General features: G+C 70.2%; 23 protein-coding genes. 6 read left to right on the plus strand and 17 right to left on the minus strand.

What is annotated here, in order from left to right; translation table 11 throughout:
• Nucleotides 1-4: 4 nt before the first annotated feature.
• From WMF29_RS28640 to WMF29_RS28655, 4 genes are all read right to left on the minus strand, one after another.
• The gene (locus tag WMF29_RS28640) at nucleotides 5-892 is read right to left on the minus strand and encodes a hypothetical protein (RefSeq protein ID WP_437323313.1); all 888 of its coding nucleotides are present in this window, start codon (nucleotides 890-892) and stop codon (nucleotides 5-7) included.
• Nucleotides 858-1724, minus strand: coding sequence for a hypothetical protein (locus WMF29_RS28645; protein WP_437323314.1), 867 nt, complete (start codon nucleotides 1722-1724; stop codon nucleotides 858-860). Before WMF29_RS28645 ends, WMF29_RS28640 begins: the two co-directional genes overlap by 35 nt.
• 11 nt (nucleotides 1725-1735) lie before the next feature.
• A complete protein-coding gene (locus WMF29_RS28650; protein ID WP_437323315.1) occupies nucleotides 1736-2521 on the minus strand; it encodes a hypothetical protein in 786 nt (261 codons plus the stop codon).
• A gap of 454 nt (nucleotides 2522-2975) precedes the next feature.
• Nucleotides 2976-4019, minus strand: coding sequence for a hypothetical protein (locus WMF29_RS28655; protein ID WP_437323316.1), 1044 nt, complete (start codon nucleotides 4017-4019; stop codon nucleotides 2976-2978).
• A gap of 941 nt (nucleotides 4020-4960) precedes the next feature.
• Between WMF29_RS28655 and WMF29_RS28660 the strand changes: the two genes are divergently transcribed.
• Nucleotides 4961-5644: an HAD family hydrolase gene (locus WMF29_RS28660; RefSeq protein ID WP_437323317.1), complete on the plus strand. Its 684-nt coding sequence runs from the start codon at nucleotides 4961-4963 to the stop codon at nucleotides 5642-5644.
• 198 nt (nucleotides 5645-5842) lie between these two features.
• Here WMF29_RS28660 and WMF29_RS28665 read toward each other — a convergent pair whose 3' ends face one another.
• The 6 genes from WMF29_RS28665 to WMF29_RS28690 all read right to left on the minus strand — a co-directional run bounded on the left by WMF29_RS28665 (nucleotide 5843) and on the right by WMF29_RS28690 (nucleotide 10704).
• Complete coding sequence (locus WMF29_RS28665) at nucleotides 5843-6109, minus strand: hypothetical protein (RefSeq protein WP_437323318.1); 267 nt, start codon at nucleotides 6107-6109, stop codon at nucleotides 5843-5845.
• Nucleotides 6106-7131, minus strand: coding sequence for an AAA family ATPase (locus WMF29_RS28670; protein ID WP_437323319.1), 1026 nt, complete (start codon nucleotides 7129-7131; stop codon nucleotides 6106-6108). Before WMF29_RS28670 ends, WMF29_RS28665 begins: the two co-directional genes overlap by 4 nt.
• A 698-nt stretch (nucleotides 7132-7829) precedes the next feature.
• Nucleotides 7830-8294: a hypothetical protein gene (locus tag WMF29_RS28675; RefSeq protein WP_437323320.1), complete on the minus strand. Its 465-nt coding sequence runs from the start codon at nucleotides 8292-8294 to the stop codon at nucleotides 7830-7832.
• A gap of 217 nt (nucleotides 8295-8511) precedes the next feature.
• On the minus strand, nucleotides 8512-8649 hold the full coding sequence (locus WMF29_RS28680; protein WP_437323321.1) for a hypothetical protein: 138 nt from the start codon (nucleotides 8647-8649) through the stop codon (nucleotides 8512-8514).
• Nucleotides 8650-8653: 4 nt separating this feature from the next.
• On the minus strand, nucleotides 8654-9559 hold the full coding sequence (gene ppk2 / locus WMF29_RS28685) for a polyphosphate kinase 2 (protein ID WP_437323322.1): 906 nt from the start codon (nucleotides 9557-9559) through the stop codon (nucleotides 8654-8656).
• A 260-nt stretch (nucleotides 9560-9819) separates the two neighbouring features.
• Entirely contained in the window at nucleotides 9820-10704 is an 885-nt protein-coding gene (locus WMF29_RS28690) for an STAS domain-containing protein (RefSeq protein ID WP_437323323.1), read from the minus strand.
• Nucleotides 10705-10910: 206 nt separating this feature from the next.
• Between WMF29_RS28690 and WMF29_RS28695 the strand changes: the two genes are divergently transcribed.
• Both WMF29_RS28695 and WMF29_RS28700 read left to right on the plus strand, forming a co-directional pair.
• Nucleotides 10911-12806 carry a MutS-related protein gene (locus tag WMF29_RS28695; RefSeq protein WP_437323324.1) on the plus strand — a complete coding sequence of 632 codons (1896 nt, stop codon included), beginning with the start codon at nucleotides 10911-10913 and terminating at the stop codon, nucleotides 12804-12806.
• 1 nt (nucleotide 12807) lies between these two features.
• Nucleotides 12808-13791 (plus strand): hypothetical protein, encoded by a 984-nt coding sequence (locus WMF29_RS28700; protein ID WP_437323325.1) that lies wholly within the window; start codon nucleotides 12808-12810, stop codon nucleotides 13789-13791.
• A 42-nt stretch (nucleotides 13792-13833) separates the two neighbouring features.
• Here the strand turns inward: WMF29_RS28700 and holA are convergent, their stop codons facing one another.
• Together holA and WMF29_RS28710 are read right to left on the minus strand one after the other, a co-directional pair.
• Complete coding sequence (gene holA, locus WMF29_RS28705; RefSeq protein ID WP_437323326.1) at nucleotides 13834-14901, minus strand: DNA polymerase III subunit delta; 1068 nt, start codon at nucleotides 14899-14901, stop codon at nucleotides 13834-13836.
• A gap of 91 nt (nucleotides 14902-14992) precedes the next feature.
• Nucleotides 14993-15514: a hypothetical protein gene (locus WMF29_RS28710; RefSeq protein WP_437323327.1), complete on the minus strand. Its 522-nt coding sequence runs from the start codon at nucleotides 15512-15514 to the stop codon at nucleotides 14993-14995.
• Nucleotides 15515-15568: 54 nt separating this feature from the next.
• On the opposite strand from WMF29_RS28710, the gene WMF29_RS28715 reads away from it, so the two are divergent.
• Nucleotides 15569-16825, plus strand: a complete 1257-nt coding sequence (locus WMF29_RS28715) for an SLC13 family permease (protein ID WP_437323328.1) — start codon at nucleotides 15569-15571, stop codon at nucleotides 16823-16825.
• Between the two features lie 52 nt (nucleotides 16826-16877).
• Here WMF29_RS28715 and WMF29_RS28720 read toward each other — a convergent pair whose 3' ends face one another.
• A complete protein-coding gene (locus WMF29_RS28720) occupies nucleotides 16878-17075 on the minus strand; it encodes a hypothetical protein (protein ID WP_437323329.1) in 198 nt (65 codons plus the stop codon).
• A 294-nt stretch (nucleotides 17076-17369) separates the two neighbouring features.
• Between WMF29_RS28720 and WMF29_RS28725 the strand changes: the two genes are divergently transcribed.
• A complete protein-coding gene (locus tag WMF29_RS28725; protein ID WP_437323330.1) occupies nucleotides 17370-18131 on the plus strand; it encodes an SDR family oxidoreductase in 762 nt (253 codons plus the stop codon).
• A gap of 140 nt (nucleotides 18132-18271) precedes the next feature.
• Nucleotides 18272-20425 (plus strand): hypothetical protein, encoded by a 2154-nt coding sequence (locus WMF29_RS28730; RefSeq protein ID WP_437323331.1) that lies wholly within the window; start codon nucleotides 18272-18274, stop codon nucleotides 20423-20425.
• Nucleotides 20426-20585: 160 nt separating this feature from the next.
• Here WMF29_RS28730 and WMF29_RS28735 read toward each other — a convergent pair whose 3' ends face one another.
• From WMF29_RS28735 to WMF29_RS28750, 4 genes are all read right to left on the minus strand, one after another.
• On the minus strand, nucleotides 20586-21428 hold the full coding sequence (locus WMF29_RS28735) for a CPBP family glutamic-type intramembrane protease (RefSeq protein WP_437323332.1): 843 nt from the start codon (nucleotides 21426-21428) through the stop codon (nucleotides 20586-20588).
• Nucleotides 21429-21481: 53 nt separating this feature from the next.
• Nucleotides 21482-22453, minus strand: a complete 972-nt coding sequence (locus WMF29_RS28740) for an OmpA family protein (RefSeq protein ID WP_437323333.1) — start codon at nucleotides 22451-22453, stop codon at nucleotides 21482-21484.
• Between the two features lie 17 nt (nucleotides 22454-22470).
• Nucleotides 22471-22872, minus strand: coding sequence for a DUF4398 domain-containing protein (locus tag WMF29_RS28745; RefSeq protein WP_437323334.1), 402 nt, complete (start codon nucleotides 22870-22872; stop codon nucleotides 22471-22473).
• A 228-nt stretch (nucleotides 22873-23100) separates the two neighbouring features.
• Complete coding sequence (locus WMF29_RS28750) at nucleotides 23101-25005, minus strand: DEAD/DEAH box helicase (RefSeq protein ID WP_437323335.1); 1905 nt, start codon at nucleotides 25003-25005, stop codon at nucleotides 23101-23103.
• Between the last annotated feature and the right edge of the window lie 229 nt (nucleotides 25006-25234).

The raw sequence follows: 25234 nt of genomic DNA on the forward strand, positions 1-25234 counted from the left end.
GAAGCTAGGGTTTCAGCGTGATCCGTACCTCGTAAGACTGGCGCGCGAAGATCGAGCCCCTCTGGACGCCGGGATCGATGGTCCCGCGGCGGCCGCGGTCGAACCGAAGGAAAGCCTCACACCCGTCGGGGGGAAGGCCCGTGGGATACGAATCCCTGGGAACGACGAACGCCCCGGTGTCGTCCATGGACCCGTCCGAACGGTACCACTCTACGTCATTCACACACGGCCCCGGGTCGTCGAAGCTGGCGGGTCCGAGAGACCATCCCATCCGGTCGTCCGTGCCCAGCGGCTCCCACGAGAGCACCAGATCCTCGCCGGCGCTGAGGCTGAACTCGCTGTCCTGCTCAGGAGAGGTGAGCTTCGAGAGCTCGGGCATCACGACCTCCCAGCCGTCGAACTCGTTGAAGGTGGCACGGATCGCACGGCCGGGCTCGGCCTGGACGAACTGACCGTGACAGGAGGTGGCGATGAGGTCGTCCTCCGGATAGATGTCCTCGTAGAGGACGCAACGGAGCGTGGTCTCCTCAAGGCCGTTGCTCACGACGAACCTGTCGGGGAGATATTCCCCGTCGTCGTGCTTCCGGATACCGAACGCATTGGGGTTGTCCGTCTTCCAGACGTAGCCCTCCACCGCGCCCCGGTACGTGACGCCATCGCGGACGAGGGGCGGCTCGAACCCGTAGACGTCGATGCGAACGGCGTCGTTCTCCGCGAGCGGCCGGTACTCGTCCGGCGCGCACGCCACTCCCGAGAGGCCCAGCGCCGCGATCACGGCCGGCCTCGCGAACTTGCTCATGATATCCGCCTCGCTCCCGTGCTCTTTGAGAGAGACGGCGACGATGCCCCTTCCGCGCTCAGGGGAGCCCTGCCGGGCAAGGAGGGCAGTCACCACCGCAATCTACACCTATTTCCAAGCCATTCTGGCGATCATCATCGCACCTCGGCGGCTGGCACCTGCCCTTGAAGCACACCTTCGTCAGACAATCCGGGCCGTCGATGCACTTGTCTCCAGCGGCGCAGGTACGGCAGTTGGATCCGCAGTCGATATCGACCTCATGCTCGTTCTGGATGCCGTCGCTGCACGTGGCAAAGCTGCACCGATCATCGAAGCCACACACACCGGTGTTGCAATCCTCTCCCGTGGTACACGGGTACGTCGGGCGACACGGATCGCAGCGACCACCGCAGTCCACATAGGACTCGCCGGTGCCTACATCGAGCTCCCCATTGTCGCAGTCGAGCGGGATGCACTTGCTGCGCGGGGAGCAGTACATGGTCGGGTCCCCGCAGTCGGCGTCCGACAGGCACTCGACCAAGTTTTGCTGGCCGTCGCAGAGCCCCGAGCCGTCAGGAGCCGGACCTCGCCGGGTCCATTCGTTCAGCTGATGCGCGCCGTCGCAGAAGTCATCCGTGCAAGGGTTGCCGTCGTCCGGCACGTCGTCCGGGGCCGGCAAGACGACCTTTTGCCCGTCCCTGTCGCACGCGATCGTCATGCAGTCGCCTGGGTACTGGCCGCGGTACTCCCCCACCTCTCGCTGGCACTTGCCTTCGACGCACTTCACCGTGCCACAGGCGGGGTCCGGCGGGTCGTCGCAATCGTACTCGGTCACGCACTCGGGGCGCTCCGGCGGAGGCGCCGGGGCCCCCTCCGAGCACGCGATCCACAGCGGAGCCACGGAGAGCATCGCGCCGGCGGCAAAAAGGTGCCTGCTCGTGGTCATGTTGCCTTTCTTCATGTCTCTTCGCCTGAGATGAACAGCGGGCAGGCAGTGGGGCAGCTCGCGCCGCAGTCGAGGCCTGTTTCCTTGCCGTTCATCACTCCATCCTCGCACGTCGGGCGACGGCACCTGCCGTCCGCGCACACACCGCTCTGGCAGGACTCGTGGGCGTCGCACCGCCGGCTGGCAGCGCATGCGGGACACGACGGCGCGCCGCAATCGACGTCGGTCTCGGCGCCGTTCAGGATGCCATCACGGCAGCTCGTCTCCTTGCACAGCATGTCCGAGCCGCACCCGCCCGCGATGCAGTCGCTGTCGGCCGTGCACGGCTGTCCTGCCCTGCACGGCTGGCACCGGCCGCCGCAGTCCCGCGCCGTCTCGCCCGACGCATCATCAAAGATGCCATTGTCGCACCACTCGAGGACGCACGTGCCCGATGTCGAGCAGGCGTACGATGGGCTCCCACAGTCCTCGTCGCGAAGGCATCCGACCAGATGCCCTTCGCCATCGCAGTACCCGGAGCCCTCTACGGCGTTCCCCGCTACCCTCGGACGGTGCACGCTGACCCCTTGCACGCATGCGTCGTTCGTGCACTCGTTGCCGTCGTTGAAGACGTCGCCGTCGTCGGCCTCGGCGACCACCCGCCCAGCCTCGTCGCAGCGCAGGGTCACGCAATCGCCAGCCCGCTGGTTCGGGAATCGCTCTCGCAGGGCCAGCCTGCAGACCTCCGCTTCGCACACGGCCTCGCCGCAGCGGGGGTCAGCAGGCTTCGGGCAATCCTCGGCTGTCTTGCACAGCATGGCGTTACACTCGCTGATGGGCCGACACTCCCGCTTGCAGGAATCGCCCTCTTCCTCCCTGGCGCCGGGCTCGCAGCAGCGCGCCTCCCCCGGATCCGGACACCGGCAGCGCCCATCGATGCACTGCGTTCCGCTCAGCTTGGGCTGGCAGTCTGCGGTTGAATCGCACAGAGGCTCCTGTTCCACATCGACATAGGGGTCACCGCTGCAGGCAGCCCAGAGCAAGCACCCCAGGAACACCGCGCCGGAAGCGCGCAGCCCGCGCTGCCACATTGGAGCCATGATATCAGGCCTCCTCGTCCGGAGGATCGCGGAGATCCCCGCCATGCGTCGAACGACGCGCGTTGTTCGCATTGCGATCGACGTCCGCAAATTCTCCACCAAAGATGAACTGCCATTCAGAAAGATGAAGTCGGCTCTCTGCCCGGGACCACGTCTCTGCGGAGCTCGGGCGCTACCACGCGAACGAGAGCCCTACGCCTGGGGCGGTCCCTACGACCCCAACGCGGACCTTTACCTCTGGCGCGAGCAGGAACCCCGCGGCCACGGCGCCGCCGGCCGAAAGACCCGCACCGACGAAGGCGCCCACGGACAGGGCCGTGAACGTCTTCGTGCGCCCATCGGCGTCGGCATACGCGTCGCAGGCAGGGAGCCCCGGCCGGCAATGGAAGACCTCCCACTGCGCTCGGTCCATGGCGGCGTCTCGATCCTCGGAAGCGTCGTTGGCCTCCAGGACCGAGAGGGCCCCGACGGTGGCGAGGGCGGCCGACGTGGCCGCGAGGGCGCCCACGATCCACCACCGCAGCGCGGGGCTGGGCGTGGAAGAAGGGGGCGCCGCGACGGGCCGCGACGCCGCCTTGCTCACCGGGGGGGGATGCGCGGGCGCTTCGGCTCGGGTGCGCGGGAACGTCAGCCAGACGGTCCTCTCGCCGCCCGCGTCGGCGGCGGCGGTGGTCTCGATCTGCTCCCCGGCGAGCTGTCCGCTCACGCGGTACTGGCCGGGAGCGACGTACACGGGTCGCGGGAGCGGGGACAGGCCGACCTGCCGCCCGTCCACGAGCACAGCAGCGCCGGGCTCGCTCACGCGCACGTCGAGCGCGCCGACGTGCCGCCGCGCTTCCGCGAAATTGGCCCGCGCGAGCTCGTAGCTCTCCTTGAAGCCCGGGGGCACCCAGATCTTCGGGGCGTCGGGGGTGCCGACCATATCGAAGTAGATCGAGAGGAACTCCGCCGCCTTCGCGAAGTCGTGCAGCCTGAACGACAGCATCCCCACGCGGAACGCGTCGGAGGCGCTCTTCGTGAGCCCCCACAGCGTCAGGTGGATGTCGCGCGCGTCCGCGAGCCGCCCTTCGTCCAGGAGCCGCTTCGCCTCATCGAGCATCTCCCGCTCCGGCCCGGTCGGCGGCGGTCGCTGCGGGAGCGGCGCTGCCGCCGCCGGCGCCGTGCACCAGAGCAGCAGCAGGACCGTGGTGATCGGGCTGTGCAGCGGGCATCGCATCGTCTTGTCTCCCGGGTACCCTTCACGCAGCGATGGAGCCCTGCGCAGCTCGCGAGGGCGTCGCAGGCGCGGTGCGCCTCGGGCTCAGGGTCGAGGCCTGGCACGAGAGCTCAAGCAGCGCGCTCTCTCGATTTCCAGCGCCTCTCCTACCAGAGATCACCGCACGGTTGCGCTCGAAACGCTCGACACCAACAGGAAGGAGTGAGGACGACCGACATGAGGAGAAGGCGCCAGGAGCAACGACGCCATTGCGTTTAGAGAACAGAAATTCTCACACCAAATGAGTTTTCGCGTCAGAATTTTGACTGTGTTCTCAACCTGGGTCAGCTGATGCCCGAGATCACCGTGCAGCTTCGTTCGAACCACTTACTATGTAGGCCAAACACCAAGCGAGCGCCTTGCATTGCGTCGATCTGTATAAATTTCTCACCTTTGATGAGCTAACGCTTCGAAAAATTCTCAACCTGGGTCAGCCGACGCGACGCCGCTCCTCAACCTGGGTGAGCTGGCACCGCAACCTGAGCTGGCGCCTCAACCTGGGCTGACGGTGCGGGCTGACGGCTGCTCAACCTGGGTGAGCCGACGCTCCAGAATTTCCCAACCTGGGCGAGCCGCGCGGGGCGGACAACGCGGCGAGCCTTCAACCAACCGCCGGAAGCCCGCGCCGACGTTACAACCGCGCCGCGATCGGGCGCTCCCGGCGTGCTGCTGGCTGGACGCCCGGTCGCCGGCCGACGCCGCCGGGTTCCGGTGCCGTGGAGCCGGACGAGCGCTGATCCCTGGCTCCAAGGTCGACCCGCGCCGGATCGCCGCCTTCAAGGTCGACCCACGATGACGCCGACGACCCCCGGTCCACCCGCCCGGCGAGGCCGCGCGAGGCCGTCGCGCCCGCCGCCCGTCCGCGCTCGCCCTGGGGCGGCGCCGATCTATACCATGGGGACATGCGCCCCACCGTGCTCCTCTGGGACATCGACGGCACCCTGCTCTCCACCGGCGGCGCAGGCCGGCGCGCCATGGAGCGCGCGTTCGCCCGGTACGCCGACCGGCGCGACGCGTGCGAGGCGTTCTCGTTCGCCGGCATGACCGACCGGGCCATCATCCGGACAGGGCTCGAGACGGTCGGGCGCGAGGCCACGGAGGACGCCATCGACGCGCTCCTCGCGATCTACGTCGAGCTCCTCGCGCAGGAGATGTCGCTCGCCGGCGACACCCGGGTCCACGCCGGCGTCATCGAGGCGCTCGACGCGGCCGCCCGGCGCGCGGAGTGCGCCATCGGCCTCGGGACGGGGAACGTCCGCGCCGGGGCGCAGGCGAAGCTCACGCGGGTCGGCATCTACGAGCGGTTCGCGTTCGGCGGCTTCGGCTGCGATCACGAGCTCCGCGACGAGCTCCTGCGCATCGGCGCGGCGCGCGGGGCGGCGATGCTCGAGGCGCCGCTCGCGGCGTGCCGCGTCGTCGTCATCGGCGACACCCCGAAGGACGTCGCGGCGGCCCGCGCGATCGGCGCCGAGTCGATCGCCGTGGCCACCGGCACCTACGCCCTGGCAGAGCTCGCCGCATGCGCCCCGACCCACAGCTTCAGCGACCTCCGGGCGAAGGGCGCGCTCGAGGCGCTGCTCGGTTGAGATCCGAGATCTCTCGACGAGACGAGCGGCCGCCTGACCGCTGCGGCTCCGATGCGACAGGGTGTCTCTGCGAGATCACGCCAATGGTCGACTGATCCTCCGGAAGAGGCTCGGATGGCGCGGCGAGTTCTCTGACACGTGGGGCGGCGGGTGCTTGGAGGTCAAACCCGCGTCGGTCCGCCGAACGAGAACCTGTGCTCAGTGACCGATGCGACGCCGGATTGCGGTTCGCAGCTCGCGGATCTCATGCGGTACCCGATTCAGATCGAGCTGAGCTCTGGCGATCTCCTGGACGAACGTGAGCCGACATTCGGGGTCTTTCGGACGCTTTCTGGTCCAGATCCTGGTCGTGAGGTCGCGGAGGATCTCCTTCCCGGAGAACTCCTGCCGCCAGGCGCCGGTGCTCAGCATCGCGCGGTAGCTGGCCTCGTGCTCCGTGAGCTTCCTCGCGATCGACGGCTTCATGACGCCTCTTGCGTGCGCGGAAGAGGCTGCGCTTCACGCCATGCGCGCGAGCGGGGATCCGTGTCCGGCACGAGGAGGAAGCGCGCGTAGCTGGCCGTCTGATCCCAGACCGCATCAGCGTGCGAGGCAACGAGGATCTGCACCTCCGGGGCGAGCGAGTGGAGGGCCGGGAGGATCGTCGCCTGCCATTGCGGGTGCAGATGCAGCTCGGGCTCATCGATGACGAGCAGGCCGCCCTTCCAGTCGTTGAGGATGATCCAGCCCGCAAAAGAGAGGAGTTCGATCTCGCCCGAGCTGATCTGGTCGATGGAGCAGATCCTTCTCCCGTCGTCGGTCACAACGAAGAGATCGGCGAGCAGCTCTTCATCGTCCGGATCGACGATCTGGGCGTCGATGCGGGTGCCGTCGTCCCCGTGAAAGCGGCTCCACGCATCGTTGAGCCGCTTGAGCCAAGCATCCGCCTTTCCGAGTCCCGGCAGGGTCCCCTTGTACCCTCCTCGCGCGCGCTCGTCATTGATCCGTTGCTTGAGCCGCCACAGGCGGTTGGTCTCGTTGTCGATGGGACGCCCGCCGCGCCCGACGAGCGGCTTGATCGGGCCTACCAGCTCCGGCGCGCGCCATGAAGAGAAGTACTCGACGGCCAGGAACTGCAACCACTGAGGAGGAATCGGCTCCTCCGCGCCGTCAGGGAGACGGTGGACATGCTTGTCCGCCGTGCGGATCCAGGTGGTCGGATTCGCACCGTCGATGGCGACGTCTATTTCGATGACGGCACCTTCAGGCACGAGGACACGCCAGTGCTCTTCCCTGCGGGAGCGCTCGAGGTCACGCACGATGAGCGGGCCCATCCCCAGGCCGAGGAGCACCGCCTCGATCACGCTGGTTTTCCCGCAGCCGTTGGGCCCGGCAAAGACGGCCTGCTGCACTGATTCTCCCCGGGGCGTGGTCAGATCCACCTCCAGCGCTTCCTGGATGCGCCGGAATTTCTCGATCCGGATCCGGAGAATCTTCGGTGCGTGCAAGGGGGCCTCCTTCGCGGGCGCGGGACCCTAGCACAGGCCACAGGGTGTTCGAAGGATGGGGCGGGCTCCAGGATCGAGCCGACGTCCGCGTGGCGCCCGACTTGGACCCCGCCGACCGCGAACCGGAAAGCCGCCGTGAGTCACGCCCCCGTCGGCGCTTACGGTCGAGCACATCCATCGCGGGCGATCGGATCCCGCGGATGTCGTGCTCCGCGATCCGACGAGAGGCGTCTCCGAGCGGCGGCGGACGCTCTGTTCTGCGCTCTGGAGGGGTCCCGAGCGGCGGCGGACGCTCTGTTCTGCGCTCTGGAGGGGTCCGCCCCCCCCTTCTGGCACAACAAAGAGGGCGTTCGCAGGGCTCTTGGCACAAAAATGCGATGCGAGACGCGAATTTTGGCACATTTTTACTCCCGAAGACGCTCTGCGGAGCGATCTCGAGGGGTCCGGCCCCCGGTGTGTCGCAATGCATTGCGTTTGAGCCAGTGCCAGACCCCCCTCCCCTGGCACAGGTCACGGCGGCCTGGCACAGGTCACGGGCGCTGTCCGCTCCGTGGCACACGGAGGCAGGGGGACGGGACGCCCGGGCGCCCGTGGCGCCGGAGGGCGCGAGGCGGGGGGGACGGAGGCATGCTCCTGGGGAGGGGGACGAAGCGGAGGGAGCGCAGCGCCAGCTGCGAGCGTGCGTTACGCGAGCGGGCTCAGAGATCGGCCGGCACCGGCTCGGCGCCCTGCCCATCGGGCGGAACGGGCGCCGCGGGCTCGCCCTCGGGTTTGCCGTTCTTCCGGGCGGCTCCCCGGCCGCTCGGCCCGACGCTCCAGCTCGCGAGCGGCGCGAGCAGCTTGTCCGCGAGCTCCTGCGTCTCCGGCTCGTCGGGCTCGACCGAGCCCATCACCTTGATCACGTACGCGCGCAGCGCCTCGGTGAACGCGTCGAGCGCCTCGCGCACGCTCGGCGGCGCCGCCGCGGCGGCCGCAGGCGCGGTGACGCCGAGCGCCTTGCCGTACGCGGCGTGCGCGGCCTCGAGGGCGGCGAGGAACCGCTTGCCGCCGAGCGCCTCGATGCGCGCGTCGAGGCCGTTCTTGTGGATCCGCTGGATCCGGAGCTCGCTCTCCGACCATTGCAGGACGTACGAATGCCAGACGGGCCAGCGTCCTCTATTCATGATGTGAAGATAGGTGTCCAGGGAGAACTGGAGAGGAAGACGATTTATAGAAGAAGCGAGGGTGTCGAATTCCTGCTCTGTGGCGGGGAGCGCGGGGGAAAAGGATTCGAGAGAAGGATGAGGGAGGTTGCGGGGATAGCTGGGTTGGCATCGTTCTGGCCAGGAGGGACAGGAGGCACGCTGTGCGGCCCGGGGCGGGACCACGGCGGGGGCGCTGTCAGCGGCGGCGGCGTCCCCGGCCTGGGGATCGCTCCGTGCGACGCAGGGATGTGGCGGCGGTGAGGCCGGTGGCCGCCGCCTCGACGCCGGCCGCGCTCCCTTCGCGAACCTGGAACTCGATCTCGAGCTCGGCCATTCCCTCAGTATTTCTCCGGCACGAACATGTCGCGCGGCACCGGCCGGCGCGAGTAATCCTCGTGGCGCACCCGCGCCGGCAACGCGACGGCGGGGTGGTCGACCTCGGCATAAGGCACCTGCGCGAGCAGGTGATCCATGCAGTTCAGCCGGGCCTTCTTCTTGTTGTCGGCCTGCACCACCCACCAGGGCGCCTCGCGGATGTGCGTGCGCGCAAGCATCACTTCCTTGGCCCGGGTGTAGTCCTCCCAGCGGCGGCGCGACTCCAGGTCCATCGGGCTCAGCTTCCACTGCTTGAGCGGATCATGGATGCGGCTGAGGAAGCGCAGGTGCTGCTCCTCGTCGGAGATCGAGAACCAGTACTTCAGCAGCTGGATGCCGGAGCGGATCAGCATCTTCTCGAACTCGGGCACCGTGCGGACGAACTCCTCGTACTGCTCGTCGTTGCAGAAGCCCATCACGCGCTCGACGCCGGCGCGGTTGTACCAGCTGCGGTCGAACAGCACGATCTCGCCAGCGGCCGGCAAGTGCGTCACGTAGCGCTGGAAGTACCACTGCGTGCGTTCGCGGTCGTTGGGGGCGGGCAGGGCGACGACGCGGCACACGCGCGGGTTGAGGCGCTGGGAGATGCGCTTGATCACGCCGCCCTTGCCGGCGGCGTCGCGGCCCTCGAACAAGATCACCAGCTTGTGCCCGGTGGCCACAATCCAGTCCTGCAGCTTCACCAGCTCGCCCTGCAGCCGCAGCAGCTCGCGGAAGTAGCGCCGCCGCTCCTGCTTCTCCAGCAGGCTCAGCGGCACCTCGTTGCCTTCGGCGTCGAACGGGCGGTCTTCGAGCTCCAGCTCGAGCTCCTCGTCGTAACTGTCGATCACGTCGGCCTGCTGCCGGCGGATGAATTCGTCGCTTTGCATGCTTCTACCTCGAAGCTTCGATGATAGCGCAGCGCCGGATCGCGGGAGTGACGACCTCGCTGCCGCGCCTCACCCGGGTTGGATGTTGACGAACAGCGCTCGGACGTCAGGCGTCTCAGCGACGGTGGCGCTCTGCTGTGAAAGCGACGTCCGTGAAGCACATTCGAATGACAAGTCCATGAAGTATTCAGAACATCAGGGTGTCATCTCCGCCCTCCGCATCTGGCCGGATCGCGCCTCCGAGCGCGAACAGCGCGGCGTCAGAAGAGCCCCTGTTCGCGCATGCATGCCTTCAATGCCTGACGCAAATTCTGGTACAGGCGGAGGTGGTCGAGCCCGACGCCGAGGCCGACGAGCGTCTGGGCGACATCGGCCCGGATGCCGACGAGGACCCCAGTTGCGCCGAGGAGCCCCACGGCGCCGACGATCCGGAGGAGATGGTCGCTGGTGGCCGTGTCGATCACGGCGATGCCGGTGAGATCGAGGATGACGTAGCGGGCCTGTGTCCGCACGACCGCGTCGAGCAGCTCCGAGGTCATCCTGCTGACGCGTTCGGCGTCGAAGTGCCCGAGCAGCGGCAGCGTCACGATGCCGTCCCAGACCTCGATCACGGGCGTCGAGAGCGCGTGAATCGTCATCTTTTGCGCCTCGATCTCCTTCCGCGCGGCCTCGAGGGAGATGATCGTGTCACGCTGGAAGTCGATCTGCTGCTTCGCCGCCTCGATCTCGTTGCGCGTTTGGATGAGCGCCGAGACGTCGCGCTGGATCCCCAGGACGTACGGGGCGGTGCCGTCCGGAGCTCGCTCGAGCGGGATGAGCAGCGTCTCGACCCATGTCAACGAGGCGCGGACCTCGAGGCCGGCCAATCGCTGCTTCTCCAGCCGCATCTCCGTCGGGGGGAGGATCTGGGTCTCTCCGCGGAACGCGTTCCGATAGCCCTGCATCAGCACCGGACCCACCACCGCCTCGTTCGCGAACAGGTTGAACACGCCGACCGCCGCCGCTCGTGGGACCCCGGTGAGCCGCTCGCAAGTCGCATTCATCGCCACCAGCACCCCATCATCGCGGTAAATGTAGGATATCTCAGGGATATCATCGAGGGCGCTCACGATGCTCAACGAGGACAGCGGCGGGTAGTCGGGCATGCTGTAGGCTCCAGGGGTTGCGCACACCGGCTCGTGCGTCATCGCGTGTCGAGCTCGGGAGCGCGACCGAGCACGCGAACGGACACGGTACTGTAAAGCGTTCGTCCCCAGAAGCCCGATGCCGCCGCGGCAGCGCGCGGCACCACTATTTTCATCGGTGTTCCCTGGGCGGGGGAACTTTTCCTGCGAGCGCGGGTCGTCTGCTCATGCACCCGATCCGCGCGCAGGTCCCCACCGAGAGCATCGCCCGCCCGCCCGAGCCCGGTAGGGCCCACGCGCCCGACGTGCCCTACGCGCCCGCGCTCCCGTCCACGGACAGGATCCCCAGCCTGCTCTTCGTGGACCCGCCCGCGCGGGCCGATCTCGACGAGCTGCGGCAGTCTCTCTCGTTCGCGTTCACCAGCGGCGTCTCCGGAGGGCTCTTCGCCCAGGCGCTCGATCGGGCGCCCATCGCGCCCTCCACGTGGGATCCGAAGAGCTTCGCGCCCGACCTGTTCCTGGAGGAGCTCGTGGCCCGGTGCTTCCGCGTCCGCGTCGGGGGGCACGAGGCCGTCGTCCACCGAGGGTTCATCCTCCGCGTCCTCTCGCGGCCCCCGAGCGACCCGCGCGTGACCGAGCTCCGGAGGGAGATCCTCCACGAGCTCTCGGGCTCACCCACGTTTCGCAGGCAGCTCGAGAGGCTCTACACGGCCTCGTGCCGATTGCGGGGCGCGCTCGAGGGCGCGGTGGCAGGGAAGAAGTTCGATCCGACGCGGCGGCAGCTCGACGTGCTCGCGATCGTCAAAGAGGTCTTCGACCTGATGAGCGAGTCGTTCGAGGGCGCGCGATCGGGCCTCTCCCGGCTGCGCGATTTCGGGCAGGCGGTGCAGGCGACCGAGGGATATCGATCGATGGCCGATCTCCTCGATTACGACGAGCACCTCGCGACGCTCCGCCTGGACATCCGCGTCGGCGCCGACGGCCGCATCCGAGGCTTCGACGTCGTGACCGTCCGGGAGCGGCAGGAGAACCCGTTCGTCCTGTCGCCGGTGCGGCGCTGGCTCGCGAAGCTCGAGATGTTCTTCCGCGGGTACAGCTTTGGCGACGGAGAGGTCATGGCGAGGCTCGTCGACGCGGTGTTCGAGGGCGTCGAGGATCAGGTCGTCAAGCTGGTCCCGCTCGTCGGAGAGATGGAGGTCTACCTGGGAGCGCTCGGCTTCCGGGATCTCGCCGAAGCGGCGGGGCTCGAGGTCTGCCTGCCAGAGCTCCGGTCCGCCGCGGAGGGCCAGCGCGTGCTCCTCGGCCTCTTCAATCCGCTCCTCGTCGCCGGCGGAGGGAAGGCGGTGCCGTGCGACGTCGTGACCGATCGGGCCGACACGACGCTCCTGGTCACGGGGCCGAACTCGGGTGGGAAGACTCGCCTGCTCCAGTCGGTGGCGCTGACGCAGCTCCTCGCGCAGGCAGGCATGTTCGTGCCGGCGCGCAGGGCGAGCGTCGCCCGCGTCCCAGGGCTCGTGGTGTCGCTCATCCAGGAGACGAAGTTCGATCAGAGCGAGGGGCGGCTCGGCATGGAGCTGCTCCGGATCCGGGCGCTCTTCGAGGAGCTCGGCCCGGGAGCGATGGTGATCCTCGACGAGCTCTGCTCGGGGACGAACCCGTCCGAGGGTGAGGAGATCTTCGAGCTCGTCGTCACGCTGCTCGAGAAGCTCCGCCCGCAGGCGTTCATCACCACGCATTTCCTGACGTTCGCGGCGCGGCTCGAGCGGGAAAAGGCGATAAGGAACCTCCGTTTCGTCCAGGTCGAGCTCGATGCGGCGCAGAGGCCCACGTACCAGTTCGTCGACGGCGTGGCCGCGACCTCGCTCGCGGCCCAGGCCGCGGCTCGGCTCGGCGTGACCCGCGGCGAGCTCGAGGGCCTCATCGATCGCAACATCGATCGCAACCTGCTCGCCTCCCGAGCGCTGTCCGACGTGGGTCGGGACCCCGCGTTCGCCGGTCCCTCCAACGTGGGTCGGGACTCCGCGTTCGCGGGTGCCTCCGACGTGGGTCGGGACTCCGCGTTCGCGGGTGCCTCCGACGTGGGTCGGGACTCCGCGTTCGCGGGTCCCTCCGGGGAGAGCTGACGTGGCGACGTTCCTCACGACGGAGCGGATGAACCCCGCGCTCCGCGCGCGCGTGGAGCGGGCCGCCAGCCACCGGGCGCGCGCGCGCCATCACGCGGCTCGCGCCGGGATCAAGGGGACGTTCGCGAGCGAGAAGCGGCTCGGGCGCGCGCGGCTGCTCACGCTGCTGACGGCGGCGGCCGTCGTGCTCCTCGCGGTCGCGATGTACGTCCAGGATCGCCGCGCCATCGAGGCCGAGCGGCGCGCCCTGCTGGCCGTGCTCGACGAGCGCCGCGCGGAGTTCCCGGCGGGCTACGAGGGCTTCGTCGAGGCGACGGATCGCTGGATCGGCGAGGCCGCGAGCGACGGGGACCCCGCCGATGTCGTGGACCCTTCGCTCCGCGCTCCAGGGGCGCTCGACGCCCTGCTCCACCGGCCCGCGGTGTACGTGCGCGCGCCTCGCGCCGAGCTGCGCGACGCTCGCGGGATCGACGACGCCGCGCGCGGATCCGACAAGGATGCGTTCCTCCTGTGCCTCCTGAAGCCTCCGCCCTCGCCCTCGGAGCGCGATCTGCTCACGAAGGTGCGAGGCGTGTATTTCGGCGGAACCAAGGTCGACGAGGAGACAGCGAACGTCCGCCGGCTCGCCGAGGCGCGGCTCGGCCTCGCGGTGCTCGGCCCCGTGTTCGAGGGCTCGGTGCGCGCGGCCCGCGACGTCGCGGCGCTAAGGAGGCACCGCAACGAGCTGGATCGATCCCCCATCGAGCTGGCGAAGAAGGCGGCCGGCGCGGAGTTGCTGATCATCGTGGCCGACAGCCCGGTCGAGAGCGCGACGTCCGCGAGCTCGGCGCGCGTCTCGCTCGTGGATCTCGCGGCGAAGAAGGTCGTTTTGCGCGTGGGCCGGCGGGTCGACCAGCAAGGGCTCTCGCCGACGGGCGTGCTCCATCGCGAGCAGATCGAGGGCTGCGGCCTCGCCTTCGCGGTGCGGCGCAGCGTCGAGGAGTGAAGACGTCGATCGCCGGATTGCGAGGCGATCACCGAGCCCCGCTCAGCGCGCGCACATCTCCATCAGCATCGTCTCCAGCACCGCCTGCGCCGGGCGGCGGCTGCTCTTCAGCGCGAGATCCGTCTCCGCGAGCACGCGCATCCAGCCGGCGAGCGCGCCCTTCGGGAGCTGGCGGACCGACTGCGCCACGTCGTTCGCCTTGAAGGGGGCCACCCCCGCGCGCTGGGCGGCCTCGGCCTGGCTCGCGCCCCCGGCGAGCGCCGACTCGAACTTCACCATCTGCCGCACCGACCACGACACCGCCCCGAGCAGCCGCAGCCCGCCGTCCCGCGGATCGTAGGCGTCGGCGAGCGCCGCGAGCGCGCGGTCGAGGCGCCGCTTCCCGAGGGCGTCGATCAGCTCCCAGACGGTGCTCTGCCGGACGCGGATGACCACCTGGGCGATCGCGTCCTCGGTGATCGGCTGCTTCGCCCCGACGTACAGCGAGAGCCGCTCGAGCGCGTCGACGACGTAGCCGAGCTCGGGCCCGGCGAGCTCGGCGAGCTGATCGGCCACGTCGGGCGCGATCGGGTTGCCCTTCTCGCGGGCGACGGTCGCGATGAAGCCGGGCAAGGCGCGGCGGTTCAGGGGCTCGCACCCGACAAGGAAATCGCCCTTCTTGGCCGCGGTGACGAGGCGGCGCTGGCCGTGGAGCTTCGTCGCGACGAGCACGAGGACCGCGCTCGGCGACGGCGCCTTGGCGTACTCCGCGAGCGCGTCGAGCGGGCTCAGCTGCTTCGACACGCCTCGTTTGCCGCTCGCGCCGCGCTCGTCGTCCCCCTCGCCGTCGTCGCCCTCGTCCTTCTTCTCCCAGCGATCGACGCCGCGGACGAGCACGAAGCGGCGCGGGGCCATCATCGGGAGCATGCGGGCGGCGCCGAGGATCGACTCGACGGGCGCGTCGCCCGCGGTGAACTTGTCCTCGTTGAAGCCGGCGATGCCCCCCTTGGCCGCCGCTTCCCGGATCGCGCTCACCACGCGATCGACAAGCCAGCGCTCCTCCCCCAGCACGAGGTAGACGGGGCGGAGGGCGCCGGTGGCCGCTTCCTTCAAGGCTTGGTCGGGCGTCACCGCTCCGGCATCGGGCGTTCAGGCGGGTGCGTCAAGGGCGCCGCGCTCGCCCCCGGCGCCGGCGAGCCCGCGAGCCCGGCCCTCCCCTCGATCACGGCAGCGAGAACGGGACATCGACGCGCACGTTCGCCCCTGGCGGCGGGACGGCGACCGCCGGGAGCGCGTCGACCACGCAGGCCGTGACCTCGGGGCGCGACGCCTCGCGGTCCTCGATGATGCCGCGCGCGAGCTGCCGGCCCCGCGCGTCGAACGTGAGGTTGAAGATGTACTTCACCCCGCGCAGCGCCGGCTGCGCCGCGGCCGCCGGCTTGTAGCAGCGCTCGAGCAGGGCCGGCCTGTGCGCCTCGAGCGCCCGCGCGGCCTGCATCGCGACCTGCTCGCGCGGCACGCTCGGCGCTGGCGCCTGGAGCGGGCGCGCCGACGCGCCTGCTGCAGGCGCCAGCGCCGCCCCGGCGGAGGACACCGCATCGGCAGGCTGCCAGGGCGCTCCCGCGGCGGGGCGCGGTTCCGTGGGGACGCCGGCTGGGCCGTGGCGAAGGCCGAGATAGACCGCGGCGGAGATCATGGCGCTGCCGAGGAGGATCGCGGTGGGGGTCGAGAGCTGCCTGCCCATGCCTTGGCATTCCCAGTTTGACAGGATCCCCCCCGACGACTCTAGATCCGCGCCGTGTGGTCCGTCCTTCTCGTATTCGCCGCGACGTACGTGCTCATCGCGGCGCGGCGCCTGTCGATCCTTCCCATCGGACGCCCGGCCGGCGCGCTCGCGGGCGCGTGCGCCATGGTCCTCCTGAGCGCGATCCAGCCGGGCGCCGGCCTGGACCCGCATGAAGCGTTCGCCGCGGTCGAGCCGAACACCATCGGCCTGCTGCTCGGCATGATGCTGCTCTCGGCGTCGCTCGACGCCGCGGGGGTGTTCGAGCACGCCGCCGCGTGGGTCGGCCGGCGGGACCTGTCGCCGGTCCGCCTGCTCTACCTCGTCACGGTGACCTCCGGGCTCGCCTCCGCGGTGCTGCTGAACGACTCGGTCTGCGTGATGCTGGCGCCGCTCGTCGACCGGACCGCCCGGCGCGCGGGGCTCGAGCGGGCGCCGTACCTCCTCGCGCTCGCGATGGGCGCCAACGCCGGCAGCGCGCTCACGCTCGCCGGCAACCCGCAGAACATGCTCGTGGGCCACCTCTCCGGCATCTCGTACCGCACGTACCTGCTGGAGGCGGGCCCCGCCGCGCTGATCGGGCTCGCCGTCACGGCCGTGACGCTGCACCTGCTGCTCCGGCGCCGCATCGCGGTGCGGACGCCCGCGCCCGCGCCCGAGCCCGCGCCCGAGCCCGCGTCGACGCGAGGCGACCGGCCGAGCGCCCTGGCGCCGCTCGCCTGCATCGCGGTCGTGTCGGCGCTGTTCATGCTCGGCGCGAACCTGGCGTGGACGGCGATCGGCGGCGCGACCGCGGTCATCCTGCTCCACCGGCGCGACGCGAACGGCCTGTTCGAGCGGGTGTCGTGGAACGTGCTCGTCTTCTTCGGGGCGCTCTTCATCGTCGTGGCGGGCCTCCAGAAGACCGGAATGCCCGAGCAGGCGCTGCGCGCGGCCAGCCCCTTCCTGCCCTCCGGGCCGACGCTGGGCCTGCTCGGGCTGAGCATCGCGATGCTCGCCGGGTGCCAGATCGTCTCGAACGTGCCCTTCATCCTTCTCGCGGACTCGTACATCCGCAGCCAGCCCGATCCGCACCTCGCCTGGATCACGACGGCGCTGGTGTCCACCCTCGCGGGCAACCTCACGCTGCTGGGCTCGGTGGCCAACATCATCGTCGTGGAGACGGTGGGCGCCGAGCGCGAGATCGGCTTCCGCGCTTACGCCAGGGTGGGTGTCCCGGTGACGCTCGCCTCGACCGCCGCGGCGCTCGCCTGGCTCCTCGTCGTACGCTGAGCGGCGCCGCCACCCCGCCGCGCCATCCCCCGCAGCGCGAGCGCCGCGGCGATCACAGCGGCGCCTGCTCGCGCAGGCGCAGCCGGCGATGCCGCACCCCAGCGCGCGCGAAAGGACGCCGCGCCGGCGACCTGCGCCGAACGTCGAGCCACGCGTGGATCACCGTGATCCCCACGGCAGCACAGAACACGGGCCCCATCGCAAGCATCACCAGGAGCCGCAAAGTTTGCCGGATCGTGCGCTTGTTCATGTGGCCCAGCGTACACCACCCCCGCCAGGCCCCGCAGCGGATTGAATTGAAAAACTTCAACTGTGCTGCTGGAAAGACCGATGTTCAAGTTTATACGCGGAAAAATCTTGTATTGCTGGATCCTGCTCGTTTACAGCTGGGGGTGACCGACCTCGACCATCTGTCGACCCTTCTGCCGCGCGGCCAGCGGTCCGCGCCCGCGCGGCAGGGAGGCTCCCGGAGGCGCGCCTGTGCGGCCGATCTCCTTCGCAGCGGCGAGCGAACCGCGGTCACCCATCCCCTGGAGAAGCCTGAATGGCGCACGAACTATCCAAACGAGTCGCCCTTGTCACCGGCGCTTCCCGCGGCCTCGGGGCGGCCATCGCCCGCAAGCTCGCGGCCTCGGGCGCGCGGGTCGCGGTCAACTACTTCGGCAGCCGCGAGGAGGCGATCCGCGTTGTCGAGGGCATCCGCCAGGGCGGCGGCGAGGCCGAGGCGTTCCAGGCCGACGTGCGCGACGAGCAGGAGGTCGCCCGGCTCGTGGGCGAGGTGCAGGCCCGCCTCGGCCCCATCGAGGTGCTGGTGATCAACGCGACGGGCCCGCAGCCGTTCGTCAAGCTGGAGGACCTGACCTGGAAGCACTGCCTCGACCAGCTCGAGTTCTTCGTGAAGAGCCCGGTCCTCCTCGCGAAGGCGGTCGTCCCGGGGATGAAGGCGCGCCGGTCGGGGCGGATCATCAACGTCGGGTCCGAGGTCTTCGAGCAGGGCGTGCCCGAGTTCTCGAGCTACGTCTCGGCGAAGGGCGCGCAGCTCGGCCTCACGCGCTCGTGGGCGATGGAGCTCGGCCCGCACGGGATCACCGTCAACCAGGTGTCCCCCGGCTGGGTCGTCGTCGAGCGCCACATCCAGGAGGGCGCGAGCGCCGAGGCCATCGAGGCCTACCGGGCGAGCAACCCGCTCCGGCGCATGGGCACGCCGGACGACATCGCCGAGGCCGTCACCTTCCTCGCGTCCGACGCCGCCGAGTTCATCACGGGCCAGAAGCTGTCCGTGAACGGCGGCAGGACCCTGGCCTGAGCGCCTCGAGGCGAGCCCGCACGACACGCACGCTCCGGCGCGGCGGCTCATGCCGGCGCCGAGTTCACGGGCGCTGTCCGTCGACGCGGCACACCGCTGCGAATTTGACACTTCCCGGGCGGGGGCGCTGAAATCGCGGCATGCCCGGCACACTGCAAGAGCTCCTCGAGGTGTGTCCGCCCGAGGTCTTCTCGCTCATCGTGAGCTACCTCGACGTGACCAGCCTGAGCAGCCTGCAGCGCGCCCTCCCGCGCCTGAGGAGCCCACGCCAGGCCTACCAGGAGGACGCGGAGCGGATCTACAGGGCCGCCTTGCAGGACTTCGCGGTGTTGATGGGCAGGGCGCCGCGGGTCGTCTCGGGATCGCTCGGATCCGACCCGAGCCGTCGGTTCGAGTTCGAGCGGCTGCGCCTGTTGCACCAGGTCGTCCAGCTGACCCTCGCCGGCGTGAACCACGCGATCGGCGAGGAGGCCGAGCTCAACGTGATCACCGGAGAGGACCTGCTCTACACCGTCGGCCGCCTGTCGATGATGATCAACGAGCAGGACTTCCTCGCCAACGACACGCGCGCGATCCCCCTCAACTGGATGCCCCCGGATCTCTTCAAGGCTCGCACGCACCTCAGCTCGGCGAACATCGAGCATATCTCCCGGGGGCTCACGGCGACCGCCGAGGGGCAGCGGCGCCAGACGGCGCCATTCCGCAGCTACGTCTCCGACGCCAGGTTCCGAGTCTACCAGATCGTGCGCAGGTCGCTCCTGAAGAACCTGGGGGGGACCTTGCCGATCGCGTGGACCCCAGCGGATATGCTGGTGCTCGACCTCATCCTCCGGATGACCCGGTTCATGGGGGCCAGAGACGCCACCGAGACGATCTTGAAGCTCGCCCGGATGAACAAGCGCTTCCTCGTCCTCGTCTCGCTCATGCCGCCGGACACGCTGCTCGAGGACGCCCCCCGCCGGGATGCCGTCGTCAAGAGCTTCACCACCCTCGCGAAGGTCCTCGCCCGCAAGAAGAACCTGCTCGAGAACACGTGGGGCAAGAATTACAGCCTCGATGACCTGGTGAAGGCCAAACGCAGCGCGCTCATCATGAACGTGCAGCAGATGGAGAAGGCGTTCGGCAAGACGCTCGACGGCATCGATCTCATGAAGGCCATGCAAAAGCCGGAGTTCCGCAACATGGCCCTCCCGTGGGGCAACGGCCGTCACGTCGGGATGGCGTACGCGGGCTCGGTGCGCCTCATCTTCTCGCAGGCGCTCTCGATCATGCACCGCATCGGCGACGACTCGAGCGCCGCGCTCGACCTGAGCTACGAGCGCATCGTCGACTACCTCGACCTCCTCCCCCCCGCGAGCGTGATCGAGGAGCTGTCGCGTGCGCTCCGCATCCCGGGCCAGGCGAGGAACCCGTTCTTCGGCGAGCTGGCGATCCTGCTCGTGGGCATCGAGGGGAGCCAGAACAACATGACCGTCCTGCAGGCCCCCATGTGCCTGGACCTCGTCGCCAACCGCCACCTCACCTGGGCCCAGGTGCTCTTCCAGCGCCAGGACATCCCCTTCTTCGTCATGGGCGCCGACAAGCCCGAGAAGGGCCTCCGGCCGATGGTGCGCCACAGCCAGATGCTGAGCAATGGCACCCTCTCGAGCGCGGAACAAAGCGAAGCGACGTACCCCAAGTTCCAGAGGTTCTTCCAGCGCGAGCTCGACCTCAACCTGCTCTTCTTCAAGGTCTTCTTCCCGCAGATCGCCGCCCACGAAGAGATGGACCAGCTCATCCTCTCGGCCCTCTGCACCGCGCGCTACCTCTGCAGTAAGTTCAACGTGAGCGGGCGAGCCCAGCGGATGATCTTTCACAACCTCGCGCGCGTCCTCACCCAGATGGCCGGCGGCGGCTCCAAGGGCGACGGCAAGTCCACGGGCGAGAGCAGCTCGAAGGAGAAGCTCGACCAGCGCGGGGAGGAGTTCCGCCCGAGCCCCTCCGGCCAGGTGTACCCCGTCCACCTCGGCTTGGCGCACATGGCAAATCAGACCGTCAGCCCCGAGATCATGGAACAGTGGTATTCCGAGATGTCGGCGGCGCAGCCCAGCCGCGCGCTGCTCGAGCGGCTGGACCGCGTGATTACCCACCTCGACTGGCAGGTCGCCGAGCAGGAGCCCGATCCGTACGAGCGCGCCGAGTTCGGGAGTCGCGTCCGTGAATATGCGGGGCGCTCGCGGAAGGCCTTCCACACCTGGCAGATGTTCAAGAAGTTCTGCGAGCTCCGCGACGCCCTCTCCCGGCGGGTGTCCTGACGGCTCGCCCCGCGACAGTGCAACGCGCCCGCGACAGCGGGTGTGACGAGCCCGCGAGGGGCGAGGCATCCAGGCGTGCTCCTCGAGCCCGTTCGAGGAGGGCGCGCGCGATGCGGCGCCGAAGTTCGGCCATCCGCGGCCTGGCTTCGGGCGGGAAGCGCTAGAGAAGCCCGCGATGGGCCAGGGAGAGCAGGTCCATCGACGTCGCGACGACGATGTGGATGGCGCAGCCGCCCCAGATGGAGTCGCTCTTCAGGCTCACCGTGCCGAGGATGAACCCGGCGAGCACCGAGCCGAGCGCCTCGGGCAGCGGCTTGCCGAAATGGATCATCGCATAAGGCACCATCATGGCGAAGATCGAGGAGTAGCCGAGCGCGCGGCGGATCCCGTGGAGGAAGAAGCCGCGGTAGAAGAACTCGAGCGCCACGAACTGGGCCGCATAGAGCGCCTCCCACGCCCAGAGCCAGGGCCACAGGCCCTCACCTGGCGCGAGCTTGTAATAGGGGTACTTCGCCTGGAAGGCCGGCGAGAGCGACGCGGCGAAGAGGAACGGGGCCATGACGGCGAAGAGGACGCCGTAGACGGGCAGGTGCCGCGCCGTCCCGCGGACGCGCAGGCCGAAGCTCCGGATCGGCGCCCGCAGCACGAGCTTCGCGACGACGAGGGTCGGGATCAGGTAACCGACGAGGCGGCCGAGCGCCCAGACGATCCGCTGGTGAAAGCGGCGATCCGGCGACGTGTTCAGCGCGTCGTGGAGCCTCGCCGCGGCGCCGTCGAGGCCCACGGCGCGCAGGCCGTCGACCATCCAGCGCGTGTCGTTCTCGTTGCCAGCGAACCGGACGAAGAGGAGCGCCCCGATCACGGTGAGGAACACGCACACCATCCGGCGGGTGACCTCGCCCACGGGCGTGGTCGCCCGGTGGTGCGCCGCCTCGGCGTCGAGCCGGTCGCGCAGGTCGATGACGTACTCCTGCCAGATCCGGCGGAAAAAGCGTCCGATCACGCGCCGTGCTTAACACCGCCGGCGCCCCCCGCACAACCGCGGGGCAGGCGCCGCTATTGCTGGCCGGTGGGATTGACGATGATCTCGACGCGCCGGTTGTTGGCCCGGCCCTCGGCGCTCGTGTTGTCCGCCACGGGGCGATCCGGCCCGTGGCCCACGGTCGCGATCTTGTCCCCGGGCAGCCCCGCCGTGATGAGGTGGGCCTTCACGGCGTCGGCGCGCTCCTGCGAGAGCTTGCGGTTCGCCTGCGCGGAGCCGGTCGAGTCGGTGTGCCCCTCGATCCTGATGGGCGGCGACCCCTGGTCCTTCAGCGTGGCCGCGACCTGGCTGAGCTTCTCCTTGGCGATCGGCAGGAGATCGGACTTGCCCGAGGCGAAGAGCACCGCGCCCGAGAGCGTGATGACCACGCCGCGCTTCTCCTCCTTCACCGCGGCGATCTCCTTGAGGCTCGCGAGCGCCGCGTTCGCGACGCGCTCGGCCTCCCGCCGCGCCGCCTCGGCCTCCTGGCGGCCCTTCTCGGCCGCGGTGCGCGCGCTCTCGGCCTGCTGCCGCGCGCTCTCGGCCTGCTGCTGCGCGGTCTCGGCCTGGGCGCGGGCGAACCGCTCCCGCTCGATCTGCTGCTGGCCGCTGTGCAGCGCCTCCCTCGCGCTGGCGAGCTGCTGCTGCGAGAGGTCCTTGAAGGCGCCCTCGGCCGAGGCCTTGTCGCGCTGCGCCTGCAGCAGCGCCGCCGCCGCCTCGGCCTCCTGGGCCTTGCGGTCGGCGATGTACGCGAGATCGCGCGTCTGCGGGGCCTCGGGGTCCTCCCCGAACGCCCCCTCGGCGCGGGAGAGCGCCTGCTTCGCCGTGTCGAGCTGGGCCGGCGCGAGGCGCGAGGCGGCGCCTTCCGCCGCGCGCCTGTAGCTCGCGCGGGCGTCGACGAGCTCCTTCGGCGGGACGGCCGCGCCGCACCCCGACGCCGCGTAGAGCGCGGCGCACAGGGCGAGGGACCGGCCAGACCAGGACGGGTTCTTCACCAGGGAAGCCATCACCATCACCTCTCGCTTCACTTGACCCCCGCCTGCTTCAGCTTCTCGACCTGCTTCAGCGCCTCCTGCGCCTCGGCCTGCGTGGAGCGCACCTTCGCGAGCGCCAGCGCGAGCTCGGCGTCGGCCTCGGCGCGCTGGAGGAGGCGCGTGGCAGACGCGTTGTCCTCGACCTGCATCTGCTGCTTGGCCTTCTCGAGCTGCTCGCGCGCGAGCTTCAGGTGGAGGGTGGCCTGGGGGTCGGACCCGGCGCCCATCTCGTCGGCCGCGCGGATGGCGGCCTGGGACGAGGCGAGCTGGTCGTTCGGCGGAGGTACGGTGCCGCCGCACGCGGCGAGCGCAAGACCGAGCACTGCAGCGAGCACCGCGGCCGGGCTCGCGAGGCGGCATAGGGGTGGCTTGTTGTTCGGGCTTCGGTTCACCCGGCCGTTGTACAACACCCGAGGTCTCCGAGAAATCAGGAAACCCCACGCCCTCGCAGGCGATCACAGCAGTAGCGCGGGATCTGCCTCGCAAGCGGAGAGAGAGTTCAACGCAAAGGCGCAAAGACGCAAAGGCGCAAAAGGAAGAACAATCGCCGTGAATTTTTGCGTCTTTGCGCGCTTGGCGCCTTTGCGTCCAATCTCTCGCCGGATCCCTGGCGGGCGGCGCTACTCGACGCGCATCGAGCTCGCGCGGACGATGCGGATCCGCGCGTCACGCGCGTCGGGCTGGTTGACCGCGCGCGCGAACTCGGGCGCGGCCGGGGAGGCCACCTCGACGACGGACGCGGTGGAGCCGATGCGGATCGCGCCGATCTGCTGGCTCGAGACGCCGCCGCGGCGGCACACGAGGGCGAGCAGGCGCCGGGGGTCGGCGCCGTGGCGCTCTCCCCAGTTGACTTGGAAAGGCACGAAGGGGAGGCGCGGGGGCTGCTCCCCGTTGCCTTGACGAGCGGCGGGGCGAGCGCGCGACGGGGCCTCGGACCAGGGCGGCGCGGAGGACCGGGCGCGCGATGGGGCTCCGGACCAGGGCGGCGCAGAGGGCCGGGCGCGCGACGGCGCCCCGGACCAGGGCGGCGCAGAGGGCCGGGCGCGCGACGGCGGCTCGGAGCGGGGCGGCGCGACGGCGGTGACGGGCTGCGGAGCGCAGGGGCCGGTGTGCTTCGCCCGCGCGAGGAGGGCCGCGACGAGCTCGGTCGCGTCCATGTCCGCGAGCAGGCGGGCAGCGAGCTCCCTGTGCCGCGCCTCGGGCGCGGGGCCGGACGCCTCGCGCGGGCCGCGCACGTTCGCGTCCACCACGGCCGCATCGACCGCGGCCGCGTCGCCCGCGACCGCATCGCCCGCAGCCGCGCCCTCCAGGCGCACCGCGGCGAGCTCGGCGGCGAGCCGCTCGTCGGCGGCGCGGAGCACGTCGTCCGGCGACGGCGCCGGCCGGAACGTGGCCTCGACGCGCGCGCGCCGGAGCAGCCGCAGCGCGTGCTCTCGCGCGAACGGCGCGACGAGCAGCACGCTCGTCCCCTTGCGGCCCGCCCGGCCGGTGCGGCCGCTCCGGTGCGTGAAGATCTCGGGATCACCCGGGGGATCGGCGTGGATGACGCGCCCGACCTCGGGGACGTCGATGCCGCGCGCGGCCACGTCGGTCGCGACGAGGGTCGTGATGGCGCCCGAGCGAAACGCGTCGAGCGTGCGGGTCCGCTCGCGCTGCTCGAGGTCGCCGCTCAGGGCGCGCGCGGGCAGGCCGAGCGCGGTGAGCTTGTCGGCGAGCTCGGCGGCGCCCTCGCGGGTGCGCACGAAGACGAGCGTGCGCTCGCCGGGCGCGAGGAGCAGCAGGTTCACGACCGCCGCGTCGCGCTCCGCCGGCAGCACGAGGTGGGCGACGTGGGCGATGTCGCCGTTCGCGGCGCCGGGGCGCGTGCCCTCGACGCTCACGGCGTCGCGCTGGAAGCGATCGGCGAGCGCGCGGACCTCGCGGGAAAAGGTGGCCGACACGAGGTGGGTCTGGCGAGCCTCGGGCATCTTGCCGACGATCGCCTCGAGGTCATCGCGGAAGCCGAGGTCGAGCATCTGGTCCGCCTCGTCGAGCACGAGGGCGAGGACACCGCGCGGATCGAGCGTCCCGCGGTCCAGGTGATCGAGCAGGCGGCCGGGCGTCCCGGCGATGACCAGGGGGTCGCGCCGCAGCGAGCGCGCCTCGTCGCCGAAGCTCGTGCCGCCGGTGACGCACGCGACGCGCGCGCCGAGGGGCGAGAGCAGCCAGCTGAGCTCGCCGGCGATCTGCGCGGCGAGCTCGCGCGTCGGCGCGATGATCACCGCGGCAGGAGCCGCCGCGGTTCGGGGCGCGCCGTCGGGCGCGGCCGCGCGCTCGGCGAGGGCGCGCGCGAGACGGGGGGCGAGCGCGAGGCCGATGGCCACGGTCTTTCCGGAGCCGGTCTGCGACGAGACGCGGAGGTCCCGCCCGGCGAGCTCAGGGGCGAGGACGGCCTGTTGGACGGGGGTGAGGGAGGTGAAGCCGCGGCGGGCGAGGGCGCCCGCGAGCGGCGCGGGCAAGGCGTCGAGCGATGAGGCTGGATTCATGAAAGCCGCGCAACCTAGCAGATGCTGGACGGTTGTCGCGGCCAATCGCTCATCGCGGGCATGGCGCGGCGGGCGCAGCGGGGCTGCACGGCGCTCCGGGGGTGGCGGAAATCCCCCACCCTGCCGGGATGATGGAACCGCCAAGGCGCCATAAGACGCCAATAAGACGTCGATATTATTATATTTTTTGGCGTCCTCGGCGTGCTTGGCGGCTCAAAAGCCCCCACCT

This window comes from Sorangium sp. So ce381 (genome assembly GCF_051473845.1).
Taxonomy (GTDB): domain Bacteria; phylum Myxococcota_A; class Polyangia; order Polyangiales; family Polyangiaceae; genus Sorangium; species Sorangium atrum.